This is a genomic window from Kribbella sp. NPDC050820 (assembly GCF_040653975.1).
In the GTDB taxonomy this organism is placed as follows: domain Bacteria; phylum Actinomycetota; class Actinomycetes; order Propionibacteriales; family Kribbellaceae; genus Kribbella.
On the sequence record NZ_JBFAHB010000005.1, the window covers coordinates 20,898 to 39,300 of the forward strand.

Annotated in this window: 20 protein-coding genes and 1 pseudogene; 3 read left to right on the forward strand and 18 right to left on the reverse strand. The window is 69.9% G+C overall.

Annotated features, from left to right (window positions below; translation table 11 throughout):
• Positions 1-2 precede the first annotated feature (2 nt).
• The 5 genes from AB0H36_RS06645 to AB0H36_RS06665 all read right to left on the reverse strand — a co-directional run bounded on the left by AB0H36_RS06645 (position 3) and on the right by AB0H36_RS06665 (position 5,098).
• A complete protein-coding gene (locus AB0H36_RS06645; RefSeq protein WP_360517644.1) occupies positions 3-764 on the reverse strand; it encodes a type III pantothenate kinase in 762 nt (253 codons plus the stop codon).
• Entirely contained in the window at positions 764-1,618 is an 855-nt protein-coding gene (gene nadC / locus AB0H36_RS06650; RefSeq protein WP_360517647.1) for a carboxylating nicotinate-nucleotide diphosphorylase, read from the reverse strand. Before nadC ends, AB0H36_RS06645 begins: the two co-directional genes overlap by 1 nt.
• Positions 1,611-3,275 (reverse strand): L-aspartate oxidase, encoded by a 1,665-nt coding sequence (locus tag AB0H36_RS06655; RefSeq protein ID WP_360517650.1) that lies wholly within the window; start codon positions 3,273-3,275, stop codon positions 1,611-1,613. The genes nadC and AB0H36_RS06655 overlap by 8 nt, the downstream gene beginning before the upstream one ends.
• Positions 3,276-3,416: 141 nt before the next feature.
• Entirely contained in the window at positions 3,417-4,244 is an 828-nt protein-coding gene (panC, locus tag AB0H36_RS06660; RefSeq protein WP_360517653.1) for a pantoate--beta-alanine ligase, read from the reverse strand.
• A complete protein-coding gene (locus tag AB0H36_RS06665; RefSeq protein ID WP_360517656.1) occupies positions 4,241-5,098 on the reverse strand; it encodes a Rossmann-like and DUF2520 domain-containing protein in 858 nt (285 codons plus the stop codon). Before AB0H36_RS06665 ends, panC begins: the two co-directional genes overlap by 4 nt.
• 79 nt (positions 5,099-5,177) lie before the next feature.
• Between AB0H36_RS06665 and AB0H36_RS06670 the strand changes: the two genes are divergently transcribed.
• Together AB0H36_RS06670 and AB0H36_RS06675 are read left to right on the forward strand one after the other, a co-directional pair.
• Entirely contained in the window at positions 5,178-5,729 is a 552-nt protein-coding gene (locus AB0H36_RS06670) for a 2'-5' RNA ligase family protein (RefSeq protein WP_360517659.1), read from the forward strand.
• 227 nt (positions 5,730-5,956) lie between these two features.
• Positions 5,957-6,364, forward strand: a pseudogene (locus tag AB0H36_RS06675) (SAM-dependent methyltransferase); the annotation flags it as partial.
• 107 nt (positions 6,365-6,471) lie between these two features.
• Here the strand turns inward: AB0H36_RS06675 and AB0H36_RS06680 are convergent.
• Together AB0H36_RS06680 and AB0H36_RS06685 are read right to left on the reverse strand one after the other, a co-directional pair.
• Positions 6,472-7,899: a PH domain-containing protein gene (locus AB0H36_RS06680; protein ID WP_360517662.1), complete on the reverse strand. Its 1,428-nt coding sequence runs from the start codon at positions 7,897-7,899 to the stop codon at positions 6,472-6,474.
• Positions 7,896-8,384, reverse strand: a complete 489-nt coding sequence (locus tag AB0H36_RS06685; protein WP_360517665.1) for a PH domain-containing protein — start codon at positions 8,382-8,384, stop codon at positions 7,896-7,898. Before AB0H36_RS06685 ends, AB0H36_RS06680 begins: the two co-directional genes overlap by 4 nt.
• Positions 8,385-8,410: 26 nt before the next feature.
• Between AB0H36_RS06685 and AB0H36_RS06690 the strand changes: the two genes are divergently transcribed.
• Positions 8,411-9,616 (forward strand): NADH-quinone oxidoreductase subunit D, encoded by a 1,206-nt coding sequence (locus AB0H36_RS06690; protein ID WP_360517668.1) that lies wholly within the window; start codon positions 8,411-8,413, stop codon positions 9,614-9,616.
• Here the strand turns inward: AB0H36_RS06690 and AB0H36_RS06695 are convergent, their stop codons facing one another.
• The 11 genes from AB0H36_RS06695 to ftsH form a co-directional block, all read right to left on the reverse strand.
• Positions 9,617-10,399, reverse strand: coding sequence for an inositol monophosphatase family protein (locus AB0H36_RS06695; protein ID WP_360517670.1), 783 nt, complete (start codon positions 10,397-10,399; stop codon positions 9,617-9,619).
• A gap of 23 nt (positions 10,400-10,422) precedes the next feature.
• On the reverse strand, positions 10,423-10,821 hold the full coding sequence (locus AB0H36_RS06700) for a hypothetical protein (RefSeq protein WP_360517672.1): 399 nt from the start codon (positions 10,819-10,821) through the stop codon (positions 10,423-10,425).
• A gap of 35 nt (positions 10,822-10,856) precedes the next feature.
• Entirely contained in the window at positions 10,857-11,297 is a 441-nt protein-coding gene (locus AB0H36_RS06705; RefSeq protein ID WP_360517675.1) for a hypothetical protein, read from the reverse strand.
• Between the two features lie 11 nt (positions 11,298-11,308).
• Positions 11,309-11,833, reverse strand: coding sequence for a DUF3180 domain-containing protein (locus tag AB0H36_RS06710; protein WP_360517678.1), 525 nt, complete (start codon positions 11,831-11,833; stop codon positions 11,309-11,311).
• A 2-nt stretch (positions 11,834-11,835) separates the two neighbouring features.
• On the reverse strand, positions 11,836-12,393 hold the full coding sequence (gene folK / locus AB0H36_RS06715; RefSeq protein WP_360517681.1) for a 2-amino-4-hydroxy-6-hydroxymethyldihydropteridine diphosphokinase: 558 nt from the start codon (positions 12,391-12,393) through the stop codon (positions 11,836-11,838).
• The gene (gene folB / locus AB0H36_RS06720; RefSeq protein WP_360517683.1) at positions 12,390-12,782 is read right to left on the reverse strand and encodes a dihydroneopterin aldolase; all 393 of its coding nucleotides are present in this window, start codon (positions 12,780-12,782) and stop codon (positions 12,390-12,392) included. The genes folK and folB overlap by 4 nt, the downstream gene beginning before the upstream one ends.
• The gene (locus tag AB0H36_RS06725; RefSeq protein ID WP_360517686.1) at positions 12,779-13,267 is read right to left on the reverse strand and encodes a nuclear transport factor 2 family protein; all 489 of its coding nucleotides are present in this window, start codon (positions 13,265-13,267) and stop codon (positions 12,779-12,781) included. Before AB0H36_RS06725 ends, folB begins: the two co-directional genes overlap by 4 nt.
• Positions 13,264-14,061, reverse strand: a complete 798-nt coding sequence (folP, locus tag AB0H36_RS06730) for a dihydropteroate synthase (protein ID WP_360518209.1) — start codon at positions 14,059-14,061, stop codon at positions 13,264-13,266. Before folP ends, AB0H36_RS06725 begins: the two co-directional genes overlap by 4 nt.
• 147 nt (positions 14,062-14,208) lie before the next feature.
• Positions 14,209-15,351 (reverse strand): S1 family peptidase, encoded by a 1,143-nt coding sequence (locus AB0H36_RS06735; protein ID WP_360517688.1) that lies wholly within the window; start codon positions 15,349-15,351, stop codon positions 14,209-14,211.
• 130 nt (positions 15,352-15,481) lie between these two features.
• Positions 15,482-16,054 carry a GTP cyclohydrolase I FolE gene (gene folE, locus AB0H36_RS06740; protein ID WP_360517691.1) on the reverse strand — a complete coding sequence of 191 codons (573 nt, stop codon included), beginning with the start codon at positions 16,052-16,054 and terminating at the stop codon, positions 15,482-15,484.
• A 155-nt stretch (positions 16,055-16,209) separates the two neighbouring features.
• Positions 16,210-18,246 (reverse strand): ATP-dependent zinc metalloprotease FtsH, encoded by a 2,037-nt coding sequence (ftsH, locus tag AB0H36_RS06745; RefSeq protein ID WP_360517694.1) that lies wholly within the window; start codon positions 18,244-18,246, stop codon positions 16,210-16,212.
• Positions 18,247-18,403: the final 157 nt, after the last annotated feature.

Genomic DNA, 18,403 nt, shown 5'->3' on the forward strand with positions numbered 1-18,403 from the left:
TACTAGTTGTTGCGGGCAAATGCCCGGTACAGACCGTGCAGTGTCAGTAGCGGTTCGTTGCGAACCGGCGTCGTCAGTTGCTCGGCAATCAGCGGAGCGAGCGCACCGGTCAGCACCACCGGGGTCTCCGCGGAGAGCGACTGCTCCGCGCGGATCCGGGTGACCAGACCGTCGACCAGCGCAGCGAAGCCGTGGATCGCTCCGGACTGCAAGGCCTCGACGGTGTTCTTCGCGACCACCGAACGCGGCCGGACCAGCTCGACCCGACGGAGCTGCGCGGCGGCGATGCCGAGCGCGTCGGTCGCGGTTTCGATGCCGGGGGCAATCACTCCGCCGACGAAGGCGCCGGACTCGGTGACCACGTCGATGGTGATCGCCGTGCCGACGTCGACGACGAGGCAGGGAGCGCCGTACAGATGCACGGCCGCGAGGGCGTTGGCGATCCGGTCGGTGCCGACCTCCCGCGGGTTGTCGACCAGCACCGGCAGCCCGGTCTTCACACCGGGCTCGACGACCACACTCGGTACGTCGCGGTAGTACCGCCCGACCACGTCGCGCAGCTCGTGCAGCACGTGCGGTACTGCGGAGCACACCGCGATCCCGGATACCGGCGACTCACCGGTGAGTAGCCCCTGCAGCAGCACGGCCCACTCGTCCGCCGTACGACGGGGATCGGTGCCGACCCACCAGTGCCGCTTGACCGTGCCCTCGAAAACCAGCCCCACCAGGGTCCGGGTGTTCTCGACGGCGACGGCTAGCAGCATCACGACTCCTGGAGGTCCAGCGCGATGTCCAGCACCGGCGCGGAGTGCGTCAGGGCGCCGACCGCGAGGTAGTCGACACCGGTCTCCGCCACGTCCCGGGCACGGTCGAGGGTCAGCCCGCCGGAGGCCTCGAGCTTCGCCCGGCCGTCCACCTTCTCGACGGCTTCGCGCAGCAGCGGGATGTCCATGTTGTCCAGCAGGATCAGCTCGGCGCCGGACTCGACCGCGATCAGGGCGTCCTCGACCGAGTCCACCTCGACCTCGACCGCGAGGTCCGGGTACGCCTTGCGGACCAGGCGGAACGCCTCGGCTACGCCGCCGGCCGCGATCACGTGGTTGTCCTTGATCAGCGCCGCGTCGGACAGGCCCATCCGGTGGTTCTTGCCGCCGCCGCAGCGGACGGCGTACTTCTCCAGCGACCGCATCAGCGGCATCGTCTTGCGGGTGTCGCGGATGACCGCGCCGGTGCCCTCGACCGCGTCCACCCAGCGACGGGTCAGCGTGGCCACGCCGGAGAGGTGGCACAGCAGGTTCAGCATGGTCCGCTCGGCGGTCAGCAACTGCCGGGTCTTGCCGCGGATCGTCATCAGCACGTCACCCTTGGTGACACGGGCGCCGTCGGTCACCGAGTACTCGAGCTCGACCTCGTCCGGTGCGGCCACCAGCCGGACCACCAGCTCGGCGATCTCCAGGCCCGCGACCACCCCGTCGGTCCGGGCGATGAGCTCGGCGACCGAGACCTGGTCCGCGTCGACCGTGGCCGTGGTGGTGACGTCCACCCCACCGGCCAGGTCCTCCTCGATCGTGGCCCGCACGAGGTCACCGACCCATTGCCGGTCGACAGTGTCATCCATGCCGGTCATTCTCCTCGGTTTCGTGCGGTACAAACGTCGTACGCGGAACTGCCTGGCCGTTCTCGGCCGGCAAGGTGAGGTCCAGATTGCCCGACCAGTTGCGGTCGTCGCGATCCGGGTGGTCCTCGCGCCAGTGCGAGCCGCGGCTCTCCTCACGCTCGGTGGCGGCTGCGATCAGCGCGGACGCGACCGTGACCAGGTTGGTCGCCTCCCATCCCGGCGTACCCGGCTCACCGGGCGGCTGCTCGACCAGCTTGCCGAGCGCCGCCCCTGCCTCGGCCAGCCCAGCCGCGCTGCGGATCACACCGGAGCCGACCGTCATCACCCGCTGCACCTCGGGTACGACGTCCGCGTCGACCAGACCGGGGACGCGGGTGTCCACGGCCGGCTCGCGGAGCTCGGGCAGACCGTCCGCGAGGTGCGCGGCGATGCGGCGGGCGAAGACGAGCCCTTCGAGCAGCGAGTTCGACGCGAGGCGGTTGGCGCCGTGCACACCGGTGCAGGCGACCTCGCCGCAGGCGAACAGCCCGGGCACGGACGTCTGGCCGTGCAGGTCGGTCCACACGCCGCCGGACGAGTAGTGGCAGGCGGGCGCGACCGGGATCAGCTCGCGGACCGGGTCGATACCGTGCGAACGGCAGGAGGCGAGGATGGTGGGGAACCGGACCCGCCACTTCTCGTCGCCGAAGTGCCGGGCGTCGAGGTACACATGATCCTTGCCGGTGGCAAGCATCTGGCGCATGATCGCCTTGGCCACGATGTCGCGCGGCGCCAGGTCGGCCAGCTCGTGCTGGCCCTGCATGAACCGGTTGCCCTCGTGGTCGACCAGGAACGCGCCCTCGCCCCGGACCGCCTCGGACACCAACGGCTGCTGACCTTTCGCGCTCTTGCCCAGCCACAGCACGGTCGGGTGGAACTGCACGAACTCGAGGTCGCGCACTTTCGCCCCGGCCCGCAACGCCAGCGCCATGCCGTCACCCGTCGACACGCTCGGGTTGGTGGTGGCGGCGTACAACTGACCGATCCCGCCGGAGGCGAGGATCACCACCCGGCTGCGGATCGCGCCGACGCCGTCCAGTTGGCCCTCGCCCATCACGTGCAGGGTGACGCCGGCGACGGCGCCGTCCGCGGCGGTCTGCAGGTCGATGACGAGCGCGTGCTCGACCAGCCGGATGTCGTCGGCGCGCTTGACCGCGGCGACCAGTGCCCGCTCGATCTCCGCGCCGGTCGCGTCCCCGCCGGCGTGCGCGATCCGGTTGCGGTGGTGCCCGCCTTCCCGCGTCAGCGAAAGGTCGCCGTCGACGGTGTCGAACCGCGCGCCCAGGTCGATCAGGTCCCGTACGGCGTCCGGCCCTTCGGTGACCAGCGCCCGTACGGCGTCCGGGTCGCACAGGCCGGCGCCCGCGACCAGCGTGTCCTGGAGGTGCTCCTCGGGCGAGTCCTCCGGGCTGAGGGCGGCGGCGATCCCGCCCTGGGCCCACTGGGTCGAGCCGGAGGCGACGACGTCCTTCGTCACCACCAGCACGGAGCCGAGCTCACGGGCCTTGAGGGCAGCGGTCAGCCCGGCGATACCGGATCCGATCACCACCACGTCGACGGTGTCGGTCCAGCCGGGTTCAGGCGCGGCCAGCCGTTGCGGGACAGCGGGACCGGTCACGGGGCCTCCCGGCATGGACTGAGGAGCGCAGGGAGCGAAGCGACTGGAGGGACGAGGGAAGGCCGGGAGTCAAAGCCCCGTGACCCGCCGCGCCGGAGGCGTGGCATCAGTTCCGTCATCCCGCGACCGTATCAACGGATTTCATCTGAGCGTGATGGAAATGTTGTCAATGAGACGGGTCGTTCCTACTCGGGCGGCGATCAGCATTCGGGCCTCGCCGGGGCCGATCACCGGACCGAGATCCGGCGCCCGCAGCGCGAGATAGTCGATCTTCACCGACGGAACCGCCTCCAGCTCCGCCTGCGCCGCGGCCATCACGGCGTCCGGGCCGTTCATCCCCGCCTTGGCTCCGGCGGTGAGCGCCCGGTACAGCACCAGCGCCTCGTCACGCTCGGTCTCGTCCAGGTACCGGTTGCGTGAGGACATCGCGAGACCGTCTGCCTCCCGCACGGTCGGCACCGGCACGATGTCGACGTCCCAGTCCAGGTCGCACGCCATCTCGCGGATCAGCGTGAGCTGCTGGTAGTCCTTCTCGCCGAACAACGCCAGGTCGGGCGCGGTCAGGTGCAACAGCTTCGCCACCACGGTGAGCACGCCGGAGAAGTGGCCCGGCCGGAACACGCCCTCGAGCTCGTCGGCCAGCGGACCCGGGTGCACGGTGATCGACGGCTCGTTCGGGTACAGCTCGTCGCGAGACGGGTTGAAGACCAGGTCGACGCCCTCGTTCTTGGCGATCGCGAGGTCGCTGGCCAGGGTGCGTGGATAGCGGTCGAAGTCCTCGGACGGCCCGAACTGCAACGGGTTCACGAAGATGGTCAGGACGACGCTGCCGTCCGGGCCGACCCGTTCCCGGGCCTCGGCGAGCAGGGCGGCATGACCTTCGTGCAGGGCGCCCATCGTCATCACGACCGCCCGGGGCCGGATCGCGGCCGCCGCCCGCAGCTCGGCCTTCGTCTGGGTGAGTCTCATCGCGGTGCCTCCCCTGTCCGATACCGCTCGCCTGGTTCCCCGTTCAGCACCTTTTGGAACCGTGCCGCGGTGTCCGGGTCCAACCGTCCGTCCGCCGCGGCCAGCTCCACCGTCGCCCGGGCCAGCTCGGCATACGTGCTCGCCGTCCGGTCCTGGAGCCCGGCCAGATGCGCCGCCACCGTGTCGACATCGCCCCGGGCGATCGGCCCGGTGAGCGCATGATGACCGGATCGCAGCGTGTTGTCGAGAGTTGCGGTCACCAGTGGCCGGAGTGTCGCGGCCGGATCCTGCACACCGGCCTCCCGCAGTACGGCGAGGGCCTGCGTGACCAGCGTTGTCAGGTGATTCGCGCCGTGCACGAGGCCGGCGTGGTACTGCGCGCGCTGCTTGTCGGCCACCCACTGCACCTGCGCCCCGAGCGCCTTCACCAGCCGCTCGACCAGCTCTCTGGCCTGGTCCGGTGCCGTCGCCGTGAACATGACGTCCTCCAGCCGCACCGGACCACCGGAGAACGTCATCGCGGGGTGCAACGCCACTGGGATCGCGTCAGACCCTCGCAGCGGCCTCAGACCGTGCGCTCCGGACAGGTGTACGACATACTGGCTGCTGGTCAGCGGCAGTTGCTCGACGACGTCCTCGATCACGTCGTCGGGTACGGCGACCAGCACGACGTCGGCGCGGGTCGCGACCTCGCCGGCGGTCAGCACCGGTACATGGGGAAGAAGCCGGGCGGCGCGTTCGCGTGACACGCCGGACCGAGCGGTGACACCGACCAGGGGATGCCCGGCAGCCGCCAAGGCTGCTCCCAGGGCGGTTCCGGCCCGGCCGGCTCCGATCAAGCCGATCCGTTCCATACTCACTCTCTTCGTTCCAGTCCCACTGCGGGGTACCAGACGATCCAGCTTTCAGCCTAGGCGATGAGAGCATGCGGTGGTGAGTGATGCATGGGCTGCGAAGACTGGATTGTCCGCGATTCTGATCACAGTGCCCGAGTTGGCGGACTTCACCGACCGGTGGCGATCGGTGTCGCACTCGACGGCACGTCCGCACGTCCCGCTGACCGAGCTCATCCCACCGCACGTCACCGTGCTGGTGCCGTGGGTCGACAAGCCGGGTGACCTCGCCATCCGCCGGCTCGAGGACGCCCTGTCGTCGTTCGAGCCCTTCGACCTCAGCTTCCCGACCGCGGGACAGTTCCCGAACGGTACGGCCTGGCTGCGGCCCGAGCCCTTCGACACCGTGCGTGCACTGCTGCTGGCGGTGTTCGAAGCGTTCCCGGAGTGCCCGCCGTACGGCGGTGAGTTTCCGGACCCGCATCCGCACCTCACCATCTCGTCGGCCGCCCAGGGCGGGCCGGCCGTCGTCGCCGAGGCGACGGAGGCGCTGGCTGCCGCACCTGCGCCCACTGCCCGGCTGACCGAGGTCGGACTGTGGCGGGAAGGCGATGACAGCGTCTGGCGGCAGTTCGGCGCGGTCCCGTTGTGATCAGCTTCCGGGAGGGCTGGGAGAACGCGCTGTACGGGCCTGACGGGTTCTACCGCCGAGAGCGGCCGGCTGCGCACTTCCGGACCTCTGTGCATGCGTCGGCGCTGTTCGGCCAGGCGCTGGCGCGGCTGGCTCGTGCCGTCGGGGCGTCGGAGGTCGTCGACATCGGCTCGGGGTCGGGTGAGCTGGGCCAGGTACTGCGGTCCGAGGGCTTGACGGTGGTCGAGGTGGAGCTGGACGACGAGCTGCCGGCATCCATCACCGGGCTGGCGGTCGCGAACGAGTGGCTGGACAACGTGCCGTGTGAGCTCGCCGAGCTGGACGAGGACGGCGTACCGCGCCATCTGCTGGCCGACCTGTCCTTGGGTGCGGTTGTCTCGGGCAACGATCTGCAGTGGCTCGAGGAGTGGTGGCCGCTGCAAGAGCCTGGCGACCGGGCGGAGATCGGCCGGGCTCGCGACCTGGCGTGGGCCTCGGTGGTCGAGCGGCTTGCCGAGGGCGGGATGGCGGTCGCGATCGACTACGGGCACGAGCGGACAGAGCGACCGCCGTACGGGACGGTCATGGGCTTTCGGGATGGACGCGAGTGCGACCCGGTGCTGGATGGCTCCTGTGATGTGACAGCGCATGTCGCACTGGACTCGCTAGGAGGATCGCTTGTGCTGCAACGGGACGCGTTGAGGGCGCTGGGCGTGCGTGCGGCCCGTCCGAGCCTCGCGCTGGCTCAGACGGACCCACTGCGCTACGTGGCCGAACTGTCGTCGGCTGGTGAGGCGGCGGAGCTGCTGGACCCGTCCGGGCTCGGCGGGTTCGGGTGGGTCTGGACAGCGATCGGTGAAGGCACCGTACGGCGAGCCTCGCGAGCCCTGTCCGCCTGAGCCTCGAGGAGCTGCGCAGCCTCGAACTGGTCGCGGTGCAGAGCGATCGCATCGGTCGGTCCGAGTGGTGTGTCCACGTGCACGTTGGCCAGGCCCAGCCGGCGCTGCAACGGCCCCTGCTCGAGCCGCACCGACTGGGTCTTGTGGTGCAGCACGATCGACGTACGGCGGCTCACCCAGCCGCGCGTGGTCACGAGCACCTGGCCGTCGAAGCCGTATGCGAGGTAACGCCAGCCGACCGGACGCAGCCACTTGGCCCGCTCCGGCGCCTGGTGCATCTGGATCTGGGACAGGTCTAGGCCGGGCAGGATGCGGGCGAGCACGAAGGCCACTTCGCCCCGGTCGCCGACCGGCAGCAGTTGGGCGCCCTCGCGGTCGTCCTCGCCCTCGGCGGGGTTGCCTGCGACGCCGGCGATGTCCAACTCCACTCGGGCCCAGCCCAGCAGCCGCCAGATGATCGGCTCGGTGATCAGCAGACCCTGCACACGGCCTGGCGGCACGGTCTGCCGCTGAACGTCGAACAGGCCACGCTTGGTCCGCAGCCCGTCGTGGCTCTCCGACAGCGTGAAGCCGTGGTTGCCGACGACCTGCTTCCAGATCGGCTGCACGACACCGAGCAGCAGCGGCAGGCCGGCGAACAGACCGATGTGGAACTCGAGCACGGTGGTGGCGACGATCAACCAGACCAGACCACCGGCGCTGGCGATGACTGTCGAGGACAACAGGGTCGCACCGAGCAGGCGGTTCGTCGGGACGGTCAGGATCGGTTCCGGCTCGGGCTGGTGCGCGGAGTGCTCGACGGCCTGCTCGCCCTTGGCCCGGACCAGCAGGATGGTCCGCAGCTTCACGGCCTCGTCGAACGTGAAGTAGCTGAGCTTGCCGTCGCTCTTGCCGCCGCCGGCCACGTCCATCCGCAGCTCGGCCATCCCGAACAGGCGGGCGACGAACGGCTGCGCGACGTCGATCGCCTGGATCCGGTCGAACCGGATGATCCGGGTCCGGCGGAACAGGAACCCGCTGTCCACCCGGATCGCCTCGTCGGTCAGCTGCCACTTGGTGAACCACCACGACAGCGCGCCGAGCAGGATGCCGCCGACCAGCACGACCGCCAGCCCGATCCCGGCGAGGGTCAGGTTGCTGCGCAGGCTCTCGTTGTTCACCATCGCGATCGCCGCGACGACGAAGTACCCCCAGCCCTTCACGAACGGCGTCAGCGGGTGCAGCCGCGCTCCGGACGGCTCCGGCGGCGGCTGCACGGATGGCGCCTGCACAGGCTGCGGCTGCTCGGTCACAGGCCCCACGCCTGGGCCTGGCCGAGGGCGGAGAGGCGGTCACGCAGGCGGCTCGCCTCGTCCGGGTGCAGCCCGGGGATCTTCGCGTCGGTCGCCGGGGTCGCGGTGTGCAGCTCGACCGTCGCGATCCCGAACGCCCGCTCCAGCGGCCCGGCCGTCACGTCCACGAACTGCATCCGGCCGTACGGCACCACGACCAGCTCGCGGAACAGGATCCCGTGGCTGACCAGCAGCTCGTCCTCGCGCTCGGCGTACTTCCAGGATCGCTGGTTCCGCCCGACCAGCACCCACGCCCAGCCGAACCCGCCCGCGCACATGGCCAGCGCCAGGACGCCGTACCACCAGCCCAGCGTCATCCCCAGGACCAGCAGAGCCACCAGCCCGAGCACACCGAACGTGATCGCCGCGTTCACCCGCCGGACCGACGCCAGCTTCGGCGAGACCGGCGTCCAGCTGACATCCGAGGGTGCGAAGAGGTCATCCACGGTCCAAGCCTGTCACGATAGTGGTCATGAGTACGGAACGAGTGGTGGGTATCGGTGCCGGAGCCGCCGGGTTCGACCCTGCGTACGAGCGGGGCGGGACCGGGACCGGCTCGGAGCTGGCGACCACGGACATGGTGCTCAACATCGGCCCGCAGCACCCGGCGACGCACGGCGTGCTGCGGCTGCGGCTGACCCTGGACGGTGAGCGGATCGTCGGCTGCGAGCCGATCGTCGGCTACATGCACCGCGGCGCGGAGAAGCTGTTCGAGGTCCGCGACTACCGGCAGATCATCGTGCTGGCGAACCGGCACGACTGGCTGTCCGCGTTCAGCAACGAGCTCGCGGTGGTGCTCGCGGTCGAGCGGATGATGGGCCTGGAGGTCCCAGTCCGCGCGGTCTGGCTGCGCACCCTGCTGGCCGAGCTGAACCGGATCCTCAACCACCTGATGTTCCTCGGCTCCTACCCGCTCGAGCTCGGCGCGATCACCCCGGTCTTCTACGCGTTCCGCGAGCGCGAGACGCTCCAGGCGGTGATGGAGGAGCTGTCCGGCGGCCGGATGCACTACATGTTCAACCGGGTCGGCGGCCTCAAGGAGGACCTGCCCTACGGCTGGCTCGGCCGCGCCTCCGCCGCCTCGGCCGCGGTCCGCAAGCGGCTGCCGGACATCGAGGACATTGTCATGGGCAACGAGATCTTCCGCGCCCGGACCGTCGGCGTCGGCCGGCTCTCCCCCGAGCTGGTCGCCCAGTACGGCGTCTCCGGCCCGATCGCCCGCGCCGCCGGCGTCGATGCCGACCTCCGCCGCGACGAGCCCTACCTCGGGTACGACGAGTTGCTGCGCGACGGTGTGCTCCGGGTCGTCACCCGGTCGGACGGCGACTGCTTCTCGCGGTTCTGGGTGCTGCTCGAGCAGGTCAAGGTGTCACTGGACCTGGTCGACGCCTGCATCGACAAGCTGTCGGCGCTGCCCGCCGGCCCGGTGAACGTGCGGCTGCCGAAGATCCTCAAGGTCCCCGAAGGCCACACCTACGCCTGGACCGAGAACCCGCTCGGCATCAACGGCTACTACCTGGTGTCCCGCGGCGACAAGACACCCTGGCGGCTCAAGCTGCGATCGGCGAGCTTCAACAACATCTCGGCGCTGCCCGCGCTGCTGCCCGGCACCGTCATCCCCGACATGATCGCCATCCTCGGCAGCATGTTCTTCGTGGTCGGGGACATCGACAAGTAGTCAGGCCGTCGCCTGGGTGATCAGCTCCAGGATCGGTTCGCGGATGCCGGCCGCGACGGCGAAGGTGCCGCGCGACTCCGGGGTGTGGTCCGAGCCGTCCAGATCCAGGACGACGACACCCGCCTCGCGGGCGATCGCCACGCCGGCCATCGTGTCCCAGGGCTTGTTGGAGAACATCACCATCGCGTCGAAGTGACCGGCCGCGACCCAGGTCAGCGCGGTGGCCGCCGTACCGATCATCCGGATCCGCTGCACCCGCGGGTACAGCAGCTGGGTCAGCGCCAGCCGCTCGGCGTTCTGCGCGGCCGCGTCCGGGCCGACGGCGAAGTCGCCCACGGCAACCAACGCGTCCGTCAGCCGGGTGCACTCGCTGCCCCGGATCGGCGTCCCGTTGCAGGTCGCGCCGTGTCCTTCGGCGGCGGCGTACCTGGTCCGGAGCGCCGGATGGTCGATGACACCGGCGACCGCCCGGCCCTCGTGGATCAGGCCGAGCGAGATGCCCCAGAGTGGCGCCCCGTGGACGAAGTTCACCGTCCCGTCGATCGGGTCCAGCACCCACCGGGTGCCGCCGGTCGCGCCGCCCTCCTCCTCGCCCAGCACCCCGATGCCGGGCGTCTCCCGCTCCAGGAAGGCCCGGACCGCACGCTCGACCGCGAAGTCCACCTCGGAGGCCATGTCCCGGTCCCCCTTGGACGTCAGCTCCCCCGGCGGCCGGGTGTCGGTGACCTTCCGGCCCTCGTCGACGGCGGCCTCGGCGACCTTCAGCAGTTCGGAGATATCCACAGGTCAGAACCTACGCGACCTCCTCAAGCCGTGTCGGGCGCGTCCGATCTGCGTCGCCAGGACCGCACGGCCGTGAAGACACCGGCCGCCAGCACCCCCGCGGCCGCGGCCTGGCCGGCCTTGCGGCGGCAGCCGCCGGTGCGGCACTCGGGGATCGGGTACGGCTGGCCCGGGTTCAGCTCGTGGGTCTCGTCGGCCGCCACGTAGGCAGCCGACGCCGGGTAGTCCCAGCCGTCCGGGTTGAGCAACCGGTACCAGTACGCCTCGTTCCACGCCTTCCGCAGGCAGGTCACGTTCACCGACGGCGACTCGTACGGCGTGGGCCCGAGCCGGCCGATCGGGAAATGGTCCTGGTCGTAAACCGTGACGTGCCCGTTCGGGTCGTTCATCGTCACGGCCGGATAGTTCGCGTCCAGCCCCATGGACATCACCCCCACACCGCAGTATGGGCGAGCCGTCAGGAAGCGGCCAGACCTCGCAGCTTGAGGTCGACCACGGTCGGGGCGTCGGCCTGGGAGTGTTTGTCGCCGGCGGCAACGACCGTGGCGACCTCCTGGTCGATCTTGTCCAGCCGCTCGTCGATCTTGTCCAGCCGGCGCTGCATCAGGTCGACGAACTCGGCGTTCTCGACCACCCGGGCACTGGTGATCCGGGAGTACTCCTGGGCCACCTGGGCCCGTTCCTCGGAGTGGGCCAGGCGTTCGACCAGGAGCTGGTGGCGGACCAGCAGTGAGGCGCCGACCGCGACCAGGACGGCGACGACGGCGGCCGCCCGCAGGATCCACTGGTTCTGCGAGAACAGGGCGATCGAAACACCCACGCAGACGACCACCAGCAGCGAGTTGGCGACGGCGAGAACTGTGGCCCTGGTACGACGGCGGTTACCCCTTGAGCCCATGGGTCGCCATGTTAGGGGGTGTCGTCCGGGTCCTCGGGAATACGACACGCGCGTTCGAGCAACAATCCGGCCGTGACGACCAGCACTGAGATCACGGCCGCGGCACCGGCCATGATCACACGGTTACGAGGTCCTGAGGAGCTCACCGCTTCCAGGAAGGATAACGCGAACCCTGCGTAAACACCGGTGCACAACGCGCCGACGAACGCGCTGGCCTTGCCGATCAGCAGCAGGAACACCGCGCGGGACGGCTCGACCCGTTCCCGCCGTACCTGGATCCGCTGGTGGGTGTTGCGGGCGGCGGCGAACAGCAGCGCGGCCAGGAACGCCCACGCCACCAGCGTCAGCCACGACACCGACGGCGCCACGCCGCCGCCGGACTCGATCGCCTGGACCATGGTCAGCCCGATCGCCGCCCCGAGAACGGCGATCGCGACCAGCAGCCGGCGCGAGGTCGGCCGGACCGAGCCCGGGCGCGGCGGCTCCTTGCCGGGCCCGTTCTCCGGCGCCCGGCCGGACTCGGGACCGCCGGACACCACTACTGCAGCTCGATGTCGAGCTTGGTCACGCCTTCGGAGCCGACCTTGGCGAGCAGCTCGGCCACCGGGCCGCGGCCGGGCAGCACCGCGTCCGGCTCGATGTCGAGCCACGGCGCCAGCACGAACGCGCGCTCGTGCGCCCGCGGGTGCGGCACGGTCAGCTCCTCGGACTCGATCGTCTTCTGGCCGTAGGTGATCAGGTCGACGTCCAGCGTCCGCGGCGCGCCCGGCACGCTGCGCTCGCGGCCGAACGCCTGTTCGATCGCGTGCGCGCGGTCCAGCAGCATCTCGACCGGCAGCGTGCTGTCGGCGAGCAGGACGATGTTCAGGTACGGGCCGGACTCGTCCGGCCCGCCGATCGGCTGGGTCTCGTAGACCGGGGAGACCTCGACCACCACGACGTCCGGGGTGTCCCGCAGCGCATCGACCGCGCCTTGCAGGTTCGCTTCCCGGTCGCCGAGGTTGCTGCCGAGCGACAGGATCACCTGGCGGATCGGCTTCAGGCCACCGCTCAGGGTGTCCGCGTCGATGACGTGGGGACTAGGGGTCTCAGTCACGAGGATTCTCCGGCTCTGCGCTGCACGGTCAGGACAACGTCGTCGAACGGCACCGTGATCGGCGCCGAAGGTTTGTGGATCGTCACCGCGGTCGCCGTCACCCGCCGGTCGGCGAGGCACAGGTCCGCGATGCGCTGGGCGAGGGTCTCGATCAGGTCCACCGGGTCACTCTCGATCGCCTTGTGCACCTGCTCGGCCACCACCCCGTAGTTCACGGTGTCGGCCAGGTCGTCGGAAGCCGCCGCGGGCCTGGTGTCCAGCTCCAGCCGGACGTCCACGACGAACTCCTGCCCGTCGGCCCGCTCGTGCTCGAAGACTCCGTGCCGTCCGAAACCCCGGATGCCACGGATCTCGATCACGTCGGCAGGAGGTGTCACGGGACCGCTCATTCCGCCTCCTCCTGTCGGCCCCCAGACGACGACAGTACCGGGGAGGCATGGTGGATCCACAACCGCCAGCCGGAGGAAGTTCTGCGGAAGACGTTGGTGGCCAGTGCCTTGCCCCCGGCGAACCCCTCCTCGGGGGCTCCCTCCCCGGACGACAGGACATTCTCCGTACACGTGACGTATGCCACGTCTTCATCCACCCGGACCTGGACGTCGGTCAGGAAGAACTGGATGTACGGCGTGTTCGCGAAGATCATCGCCCAGGCTCGCATCATCTCCGAGTACCCGGAGATGGCCGCGTTGCCCGGGTGGATGCAGACCGGGTCCGGCTCCGGCAGCCACACCGCCGCCATCAGATCCAGGTCACCGGCCTCGAACGCGTTGTAGAACGCGGTGTTGGCAGTCAGCACGACGTCCTCCACCGTGGCGCCGCGCGCACCCTCACCGTTGGTGCCGTGCCGCGGACCGCCGCCGGTTCCGTCCGTCATACCGTCCCCCATCTCTTCGCCACCCGGACCGCGTCCGCGCTGGGCGCCACCGCGTGGGCCCGGACACACCAGGCTCCCGCTGCGGCGGCCAGGGCGGATACAGCCGCGCTCGCGTCGTCTCGTCGTACGGCCGGTCTGGGTTCACCGGTCTGCTCGTCGGCGAGCAGCCTACCGAGGAACGTCTTCCGGGACGCACCGATCAGCAACGGTCTACCCAGTACGGCGAATTCCCGCAGCCGGCGAAGAATCTCCCAGTTGTGGTCCGCGTTCTTCGCAAAACCGAGCCCGGGGTCGAGGGCGACCCGGTTCAGGTCGAGGCCGGCCCGGCGCATCACGTCGATCCGCTCGGCGAGCTCCGCGATCACCTCGGCGACCACGTCGTCGTACTCGGCCTTGTTCTGCATGTCGATCGAGTGCCCGCGCCAGTGCATGCAGACATAGGGCGTACGGCGTTCGGCCACCAGCGGGAGCATGCCCGGGTCGGCCTGGCCGCCGGACACGTCGTTGATCATCACCGCGCCGGCGTCGAGCGCAAGCTCGGCCACGTTGGCGCGCATCGTGTCGACCGAGACCAGCGCGCCTTCGGCCGCGAGCGTCTCGATCACCGGGAGCACCCGGCGGATCTCCTCCTCCGGGGCCGGTCGCGCGGCGCCGGGACGGGTCGACTCCCCGCCCACGTCCAGCAGGTCGGCGCCCTCGGCCAGCAACTCGCGCCCGTGCTTGATCGCGGCCGCCGGCTCGTACCACTCGCCGCCGTCGGAGAACGAGTCCGGGGTCACGTTGACCACGCCCATCACCAGGCACCGGTTCAGCTTCGGCAGCCCGTCGACGTCAACCCATGGCTCAGTTCCCACCCAAACACACTAGTGCGCCGCAAGCGCCAAGCGACATCCGACGCGGGGCACTGGTAGCCCCCACCGACACACGGGGAGCCACCCGGATCAGTTACTGAGAACCAATCTGGACTGGGTGGCCTTCAAGGCTTCCGCGATGGGTTGCGCGTAGGACTCGTTGGTCTGGCCGTGCTTCTCCAGGCACTGGCCGTTGATCAGCGCGGCGCCGCTGGAGATGCCCTGGGCGTAGCTGCCGGTCATGTTCGCCCCGCCGGAGTCGCCGCCCTCGGTGCACGCGGTGTGCTGGAACAGCCCGCGGACGACCTTGTTGTTCCCGTAGTTCACGGTCACGTTGCGCGCGACGATCCGGCCGCAGGTCCAGCCGGTGCTCTTGCCCGACTTGCACAGCGTCGAACCGATGGTGGCGTTCCCGATCCCCTTGACTGCGATGTTTCCGGCTCCCCAGCCCTCGACGTACCCCTGCTGGTCCCAGCCCTCGATCACGCTGACCGTGCCGAAGTCGTTGCCCGGGAAGCTCGACGTCCGGGTGTTGCCGAGCACGTACCCGTTCCGGGAGAACGACGGCTTGCCGGCCGTGCAGTGCCCCGCGGTCAGGAAAATCCGGGTGCCCTTGGTGGTCCGTGCGTTGAAGCCGAGCGAGCAGACGTACCCGGTGTTCTTGTCCACCTGGACCCCGCCGCGCAGCCCGAAGTCGTCGGCGGTCGTCGTCACCTGGCCGGTGACGGACCGGATCGTCACCTGGTCGCCGTTCGCCTTGGCCCGCTCGAGGAACCGCTCGGTGATCAGGTCGTGCGCGCCCTTCGGCACGCTGACGACCACGGTCCCCGAGATGGGATCGACGTACCAGGACCGGACCTTGCCGGCGCTGGAGCTGCTGGCCAGCCGGTTCAGCTCGCCCTGTACGGCGTTCAGCTGGTCGGCGGTGAAGCGGACGAGCTTCGGGATCGCGCCGGCGTCGCGGACCAGCTGGGCGGTCGCGAGATCGGACACTGCGACCACGAGCTCACCGGCGTCGTCGTAGTAGCTCCCGACGGCCTTGGACCCGAGCTGCGTCTCCACCGTCTCCGCGAGCAGCGGCGACTGGCCCGTCACCTGGTCGACCGGGCCCGCCTGTGCGGTCTGCCGATCGCCGCGGGACTCGGCGTTGGCCCAGTTCGCCGCGACCAGCCCAGCCGCCGTCAGTACGACGGCTCCGGCAAGTGCGGCACCGACCCGGTAACGCCCTGACATCCTGTCCTCCTCACGCCGGTGCCCGATCCCCGTCGACCGAGCACCACTACGGAAAGTAAACGCTCAGCGACAGAATGTCCACAGACATCAGCTCTCAAACCCCAACGAACGAGGACCTTCGGGGCTACGGTCAGCCGACGATCAGGCTCATCGCCTCGGCGCGGGTGACCGGGTTGCGGAGCTGGCCGCGGACGGCCGAGGTGATGGTCTTGGCGCCGGGTTTGCGGACGCCGCGCATGGTCATGCAGAGGTGCTCGCACTCGATCACCACGATCACGCCGCGCGGTTCGAGCAGGTCGAGGAGCGAGTCGGCGACCTGGGTGGTCAGGCGCTCCTGCACCTGGGGGCGCTTGGCGTACACGTCGACCAGCCGGGCCAGCTTCGACAGGCCGGTGATGCGGCCCTCCCGGCTCGGGATGTAGCCGACGTGCGCGACCCCGGTGAACGGCACCAGGTGGTGCTCGCAGAGGCTCCAGACCTCGATGTCCTTGACCAGGACCATCTCGTCGTGGCCGATGTCGAACGTGGTGGTGAGCACGTCCTCGGCCCGCTGCCCCAGTCCGCCCGTCATCTCGGCGTACGAGCGTGCCACCCGGGCCGGGGTGTCCTGCAGACCCTCGCGGTCCGGATCCTCCCCGATCGCGATCAGCAGCTCCCGCACGGCCCGCTCCGCCCGCGCATGGTCGAACTTCGGCGACGTCATCCCGCCACTCTAGACAGCGATCCCCCGGGTACGGCGTCCGCCGCTGGCGGGTTGTTTCACCGCTGACCTGCTACAACACGCCAGCGGCGCGAAAAGCCGTCACCGGCGGACAAAGAGCACCGCCGCCGCCCGGTTCGGGCGACGGCGGTGCCGGCTCAGTCCTTCGGCGAAGGCGGGGTCGGGCCGCTGCCGTAGTTCGGGGGCTTGACGGCCTCGTCGGGGCCGACGGCGCCGCCCGGCAGGACGTCGGAGAGCGAGCCGTTCTGCTCGGCGCGGCTCGGCACCGGCATCACCGGCGGCTGGTCCGACGGGACCCGGGTGGACGAACCGGTCCAGGCCGGCCGCCGCTCCCGCTTCACCACCGGCGCGAAGACCCGGGCGATCTCGTTCTTGTCCAGGGTCTCCTTCTCCAGCAGCTCCTCGACCAGGTGGTCCAGGACCGCCCGGTTCTCGGCGAGGATGTCGAAGGCCTCCTGGTGCGCGTTCAGGATCAGCTTGCCGACCTCCTCGTCGACCGCGGCCGCGATCTCCTCGGAGTAGTTCCGCTGGCTGCCCAGGTCCCGGCCCAGGAACGGCTCGCTGCTGTCCTGGCCGAACTTGATCGCGCCGAGCCGCTCGGTCATGCCGTACTGCGTGACCATCGCGCGGGCCAGCGCGGTCGCCTTCTCGATGTCGTTGCTGGCGCCGGTGGTCGGGTCGTGGAAGACCATCTCCTCGGCCGCGCGGCCACCGAGCATGTAGGCCAGCTTGTCCAGCATCTCGGACCGGGTGGTCGAGTACTTGTCCTCGTCCGGCATCACCATCGTGTAGCCGAGCGCCCGGCCCCGCGGCAGGATCGTCACCTTCTGGACCGGGTCGGAGTGCGGCAGCGCGGCGGCGACCAGGGCGTGCCCGCCCTCGTGGTACGCCGTCAGCACCTTCTCCTTGTCCGACATCAGCCGGGTCCGGCGCTGCGGGCCGGCGATGACGCGGTCGATCGCCTCGTCCAGGGCCTTGTTGTCGATCACCTGCATGTTCGAGCGGGCGGTCAGCAGGGCCGCCTCGTTCAGCACGTTGGCCAGGTCGGCGCCGGTGAAGCCCGGGGTACGGCGGGCGACGGCGGTCAGGTCCACGTCCTGCGCCATCGGCTTGCCGCGGGCGTGCACCTTCAGGATCTGCTCGCGACCGGGCAGGTCCGGCGCGTCGACGGCGATCTGCCGGTCGAACCGGCCGGGCCGCAGCAGCGCCGGGTCGAGCACGTCGGGCCGGTTGGTGGCCGCGATCAGGATCACACCGCCGCGGACGTCGAAGCCGTCCATCTCGACCAGCAGCTGGTTCAGGGTCTGCTCACGCTCGTCGTGACCACCGCCGAGGCCCGCACCACGGTGCCGGCCGACGGCGTCGATCTCGTCGATGAACACGATCGCCGGGGCGTTCGTCTTGGCCTGCTCGAACAGGTCGCGGACCCGGGAGGCGCCGACACCGACGAACATCTCGACGAAGTCCGAGCCGGAGATCGAGTAGAACGGCACCCCGGCCTCGCCGGCCACCGCGCGGGCCAGCAGCGTCTTGCCGGTACCGGGCTGGCCGTAGAGCAGCACGCCCTTCGGGATCTTCGCGCCGACCGCCTGGAACTTGCCCGGCTCCTGGAGGAACTCCTTGATCTCGCCGAGCTCCTCGATCGCCTCGTCACAGCCGGCCACGTCCGCGAAGGTGGTCTTCGGGGTGTCCTTGGTGATCAGCTTGGCCTTGGACTTGGCGAAGCTCATCACCCGGGAGCCGCCGCCCTGCATGGAGTTCATCAAGAAGATGAAGACGACCGCGATCAGCAGGAACGGGATCAGCGTGGAGAACACCTGGCCGATGAAGCTCGGCTTCGGGTTCTCGACGTCGTACCGCTCGATCTTCTTGTCGTCGTAGAGCTTCTGCACCGCCTGGCCGAGGGTGTTGGCCTGGCCGTCGACCCAGTGCGCCCGGACCTTGGTGCCGTCGGTCTTCTCGACCCGGATCTCCTGGTCGGGGTCGATCAGCGTGACCGACTTGATCGTCTTGTCCGACGAGCTGGTGGCCTGCTGGATCAGCTGCACGACCTGCCCGGTCGGCTCGGTCTTGTACCCGGTCGAGCCGGTCAGGAGCTGTCCGATCACCAGTACGCCCAGGAAGGCGACGACGATCCAGAACAGGGGTCCGCGGAAGATGCGCTTCACGTCCATGATCGAGGCCTACGCCCCGTCCCTCCTAGCTCGGCAGGCCCGGGTATGCGGGCTTGAGACGGTAACACCAGTCCAAGTGTCTCGTGCCGCACAAGACAACACAGCACGAGGGTCACCAAAGGACGGTACGACCTGTTGTACAGGCTGTCACCAAGTC

Coding starts and splice junctions, on each gene's coding strand:
- AB0H36_RS06705 (WP_360517675.1), bottom strand. CDS start 11,297: ATGGGCTCAAGGGGTAACCGCCGTCGTACCAGGGCCACAGTTCTCGCC.
- AB0H36_RS06690 (WP_360517668.1), top strand. CDS start 8,411: ATGAGTACGGAACGAGTGGTGGGTATCGGTGCCGGAGCCGCCGGGTTC.
- folE (WP_360517691.1), bottom strand. CDS start 16,054: ATGACGTCGCCGAAGTTCGACCATGCGCGGGCGGAGCGGGCCGTGCGG.
- AB0H36_RS06665 (WP_360517656.1), bottom strand. CDS start 5,098: ATGGAACGGATCGGCTTGATCGGAGCCGGCCGGGCCGGAACCGCCCTG.
- folB (WP_360517683.1), bottom strand. CDS start 12,782: ATGAGCGGTCCCGTGACACCTCCTGCCGACGTGATCGAGATCCGTGGC.
- AB0H36_RS06725 (WP_360517686.1), bottom strand. CDS start 13,267: ATGACGGACGGAACCGGCGGCGGTCCGCGGCACGGCACCAACGGTGAG.
- AB0H36_RS06735 (WP_360517688.1), bottom strand. CDS start 15,351: ATGTCAGGGCGTTACCGGGTCGGTGCCGCACTTGCCGGAGCCGTCGTA.
- ftsH (WP_360517694.1), bottom strand. CDS start 18,246: ATGGACGTGAAGCGCATCTTCCGCGGACCCCTGTTCTGGATCGTCGTC.
- panC (WP_360517653.1), bottom strand. CDS start 4,244: ATGAGACTCACCCAGACGAAGGCCGAGCTGCGGGCGGCGGCCGCGATC.
- AB0H36_RS06645 (WP_360517644.1), bottom strand. CDS start 764: ATGCTGCTAGCCGTCGCCGTCGAGAACACCCGGACCCTGGTGGGGCTG.
- folP (WP_360518209.1), bottom strand. CDS start 14,061: ATGGGCGTGGTCAACGTGACCCCGGACTCGTTCTCCGACGGCGGCGAG.
- AB0H36_RS06700 (WP_360517672.1), bottom strand. CDS start 10,821: ATGGGGCTGGACGCGAACTATCCGGCCGTGACGATGAACGACCCGAAC.
- nadC (WP_360517647.1), bottom strand. CDS start 1,618: ATGGATGACACTGTCGACCGGCAATGGGTCGGTGACCTCGTGCGGGCC.